We start from the raw sequence: 4,434 nt of genomic DNA, 5'->3' as shown, positions 1-4,434 counted from the left end.
CCTGATCACATTCTGATAGAATATTCAATTTTTCTTCTTTTGAAAACCATTTTCCAGCCATGAAAAAACTCCCCCAAGGCAAACAGATTTTTTTATTTCATCTGTCTACCTTTAGGGGAGCATATCATACAGCGTCTTGGTCTTTTTTTGCCGTTCTTAAAATCAGCGGATATATAAAGCAGAGACCGATTTGCAGCGGTTATACGCTCGATCAAGTTAAAGAATCAATCTCAGATTCTTTTTTTTATTTGTCGAAGGTAAAAAACCCGCACAGACAAGGGATAAACTGCATATCATACTTTATCACTTAAAAGCGTTTGGGTAATAAAGAATTTTTTCGTGACAATTCAACAAACATTGTTTATAATAAACCCTAATAATTGAATCATTCTTATTTTCATAGGGTGAGGCCAAAAAGAAAGGATGGAAAACATGAGCAATACTGAACTGGATTTGCTGAGGCAGCAGGCGAACGAATTGAACTTGCAGATTTTGAAGTTGATTAACGAACGGGGCAGAATCGTTCAGGAGATTGGCAAAGCGAAAGAAGCGCAAGGAATTAACCGCTATGATCCTGTGAGGGAAAGAGCGATGCTGAACAGCATCATTGAAAACAACGACGGCCCTTTTGAAGATTCTACCATTCAGCATATATTCAAAGAGATTTTTAAAGCCGGACTTGAGCTTCAGGAAGATGACCACAGCAAGGCTCTTCTCGTCTCCCGGAAGAAGAAGCCTGAAGATACGATTGTCAATATTAAAGGCGAAACAATCGGCGACGGCGAACAAAGATTCATTATCGGCCCGTGTGCCGTTGAAAGCTATGATCAAGTAGCCGAAGTCGCAGCGGCTGCAAAAAAACAAGGCCTGAAACTGCTTCGCGGCGGAGCATTCAAGCCGCGTACAAGCCCGTATGACTTCCAGGGCCTCGGTGTTGAAGGCTTAAAGATCTTAAAGCGTGTAGCTGACGAATATGATCTCGCCGTCATCAGCGAAATCGTAAATCCGCAGCATATTGAAGAAGCGATCGATTACATTGACGTCATCCAAATCGGCGCTCGCAACATGCAAAACTTTGAGCTGTTAAAAGCGGCAGGCTCTGTGAAAAAGCCGGTCCTTTTAAAACGCGGTCTTGCCGCAACACTGAAGGAATTCATCAATGCAGCGGAATATATCATTTCCCAAGGAAACGATCAAATCATTCTTTGCGAGCGCGGAATCAGAACGTACGAAACAGCGACCAGGAACACGCTCGATATTTCGGCTGTACCGATTCTTAAACAGGAGACACATCTTCCTGTATTCGTGGATGTCACTCATTCAACTGGACGCCGCGATCTCTTGCTTCCAACGGCAAAAGCAGCGCTTGCTATCGGGGCTGACGGCGTAATGGCGGAAGTTCATCCAGATCCATCTGTTGCCCTTTCAGATTCCGCACAGCAAATGGATATCCCGACATTCGAAAAATGGCTGAATGAGCTGAAGCCGCTTGTACAAGTAAAAGCATAAAGCTTCATTCAACTGGGACCGCTTTTATAAGCGGTCTTTTTTTGTGCATACTAAAAATTGTCGAAAAAAATTCTTATTTTCATAACATGACGCGATTTTTGCGTTTAAATTAATTATAAAAATAAAGGGAACGTTTTCATATTAGGTAAAACCGTGTATAATTTCAGGAGAGCGCTTTTTTTGTTTGAATATTAATGAAAAATAATGTAAACTTAATCTTTGCTTATTTTACATAAAGTTTTACATTTTGACATTTCTCTACATGAAAATGTTTATGCTATAGAAAAAGATTGTACCCAGTTGAAGGAGTGGTAAAAAAATGAGTAATGTTACAATATATGATGTCGCACGTGAAGCAAATGTAAGCATGGCGACGGTTTCCAGAGTCGTGAACGGGAATCCGAACGTAAAGCCGACAACCCGAAAAAAGGTGCTTGAAGCAATCGAGCGTCTCGGCTATCGTCCAAACGCCGTCGCAAGAGGACTCGCCAGCAAGAAAACGACAACCGTCGGCGTCATTATTCCCGATATCTCAAGCATCTTTTATGCAGAGCTGGCAAGGGGAATCGAAGATATTGCCACAATGTACAAGTACAATATTATTTTAAGCAACTCTGACCAAAACATGGACAAAGAGCTGCACCTGCTTAATACGATGCTCGGCAAGCAGGTCGACGGCATCGTGTTCATGAGCGGGAACGTCACGGACGAGCACGTTGAAGAATTTAAACGGTCACCGGTTCCGATCGTGCTTGCAGCGTCTGTCGAAGAAAAAGGGGAAACGGCTTCTGTTGCGATCGATTATGAACAGGCTTTATATGACGCCGCAGTCATGCTGATCGAAAACGGCCACAAGCGCTTGGCATTTGTATCAGGACCGATGCAGGAGCCGATCAATAAGGCGAAAAAGCTTCAAGGCTTTAAAAGGGCTTTGCAGGATAAAGGTCTCGAATTTAAGGAAGAGTTCGTCGTAGAAGGAGACTATACGTACGATTCCGGCATGGAGGCGCTTGATGCGCTCATGAAGCTTGATGAAAAACCGACGGCCGTCATTTCTGCAACAGATGAGATGGCGCTCGGAATCATTCATGCCGCACAGGACAAAGGATTATCGATTCCGGAAGACCTTGAAGTGGTCGGATTTGACAATACGCGCCTGTCATTAATGGTTCGTCCGCAGCTGACGACGGTCGTTCAGCCGACATATGACATCGGTGCCGTAGCGATGAGGCTGTTAACAAAGCTGATGAACAAGGAAGAGGTCGAAGAGCATATCGTTCAGCTTCCGCATCGGATCGAACAAAGACAATCAACGAAATCATAAAAAATAAAACAAGAAAGAAAGCAAGTTTTCACGGTTTTTTTCGTGAAGATCTTGCTTTCTTTTACGTGAGTGGAGAGAATGCAAAAAGATGAAACGTTTTGATTATCTTACACCTGTCGGATTTATGTTAGGCATGCTGATTTTGACGGTCGGCGTGATTTCGGGAGCAGGCCTTTCCGGATTTTATTCGTTTATCGATGTAACGTCTTTTTTTATCGTGACGGGCGGATTATGCGCAGCCGTTTTTATGAGTTTTTCTCCGAAGGATTTAAAAAAAGCGCCGGCCGTCCTGAAGCAGGTGTTTGTTTCGGAAGATGACGACATAAGAGATTTGGTCAAAACGTTTGTCACCCTTTCCGAACAGGCGCGAAAACAGGGAATTCTATCATTGGACGCCGAAATCGGCGAAATGAAAGATCCGTTTTTAAAAAAAGGCTTGCTGCTTGCCATTGACGGGTGGGATGAAGAGACGATCCGCAACGTCATGAACTCGGAAATTGCGGCGATGGAAGAAAGGCACAGAAAGGGAAGAAGAATCTTTGAAAAAGCGGGAGAATATGCGCCTGCATGGGGCATGATCGGTACTCTCGTCGGACTGGTGATGATGCTCAAAAATCTGAACAAACCGGAAACCCTCGGCCCGAATATGGCTGTCGCCCTTTTGACGACACTCTACGGCTCGCTGTTGTCCAACATGCTGTTTATTCCAATCGCCGCAAAGCTTGAAGAAAAGACGGAAGCCGAGATCTTTAAGAAGCAGGTCATGATCGAAGGGATCATCGGCGTTCAGTCGGGAAGAAACCCCCGCAATCTTGAAAGCCAGCTCGTCGTATTCAGCTCCAAAGAGGAATGGAGAAAAAAGCATGCGGAAAACGTAAAGGATAAGGCCCATGAAGCTTAGGCACGAGAGACGAAAACGCGAAGCCGGCCGCAAATCGCCGTCATGGATGATTACCTTTACCGATTTGATTACGCTGATTCTCGTGTTCTTTATTTTACTGTTTTCGATGTCGCAAATCGATTTGCAAAAATTCAAGACCGCTGTCGGCTCTTTTCAGGAGAGAGGGGACAAAAAGGCGGCCGCGGAAGCCGGCGGCGGAGAGAGCATGCCGGGCGAAAGCGAAGATGATTTATTAAAGAAAATCAGCGGCTATATTGAAAAAAACCGGCTGTCACGCCTGATTACCGCAAAGCGCGATGAACGGGGCGTCGTCCTCGTCCTGCAGGAGGCGGTTCTCTTTGATTCCGGAAAGGCGGAAATTAAAAATCAGGCTTACCCGCTATTGCACAAAATGGCGGTATTGTTTAAATCGCTGCCCAACCAGATCGATGTGGAGGGGCATACAGACAGCCGGCCGATTTCCACATACCGATTTCCGTCCAACTGGGAGCTCTCTGCAGCAAGAGCCAGCACGGTCATCGGCTATTTTACGTCAAAAGAAAAACTCGACTCTTCACGCTTTCTGGCGGTCGGATATGCCGATACGAAGCCGGTCAGGGATAATCGGACGGAGAGCCATATGAAGGAAAACAGGCGAGTTGAAATCGTAATCAGAAAATAAAACCAAAAAGGCCTTGCACCGTGATCTGCACCCTGTCAA

General features: G+C 45.1%; 4 protein-coding genes. All 4 read left to right on the top strand.

Going from position 1 to position 4,434, the window contains the following annotated elements; translation table 11 throughout:
- Positions 1 to 432 precede the first annotated feature (432 nt).
- The 4 genes from V7126_RS04150 to motS all read left to right on the top strand — a co-directional run bounded on the left by V7126_RS04150 (position 433) and on the right by motS (position 4,395).
- A complete protein-coding gene (locus tag V7126_RS04150) occupies positions 433 to 1,509 on the top strand; it encodes a bifunctional 3-deoxy-7-phosphoheptulonate synthase/chorismate mutase (RefSeq protein ID WP_046129274.1) in 1,077 nt (358 codons plus the stop codon).
- 319 nt (positions 1,510 to 1,828) lie between these two features.
- Complete coding sequence (gene ccpA / locus V7126_RS04145; RefSeq protein WP_175076662.1) at positions 1,829 to 2,833, top strand: catabolite control protein A; 1,005 nt, start codon at positions 1,829 to 1,831, stop codon at positions 2,831 to 2,833.
- Between the two features lie 88 nt (positions 2,834 to 2,921).
- Entirely contained in the window at positions 2,922 to 3,734 is an 813-nt protein-coding gene (motP, locus tag V7126_RS04140; protein ID WP_046129272.1) for a flagellar motor protein MotP, read from the top strand.
- A complete protein-coding gene (gene motS / locus V7126_RS04135; RefSeq protein WP_216899725.1) occupies positions 3,724 to 4,395 on the top strand; it encodes a flagellar motor protein MotS in 672 nt (223 codons plus the stop codon). Before motP ends, motS begins: the two co-directional genes overlap by 11 nt.
- The last annotated feature ends 39 nt before the right edge of the window (positions 4,396 to 4,434 follow it).

It is taken from the genome of Bacillus sp. JJ675, from assembly GCF_036963165.1.
Classification (GTDB): Bacteria; Bacillota; Bacilli; order Bacillales; family Bacillaceae; genus Bacillus; species Bacillus glycinifermentans.
Note: the sequence above shows the minus strand (reverse complement) of the source record. Positions and strands in the feature narration are given on the sequence as shown.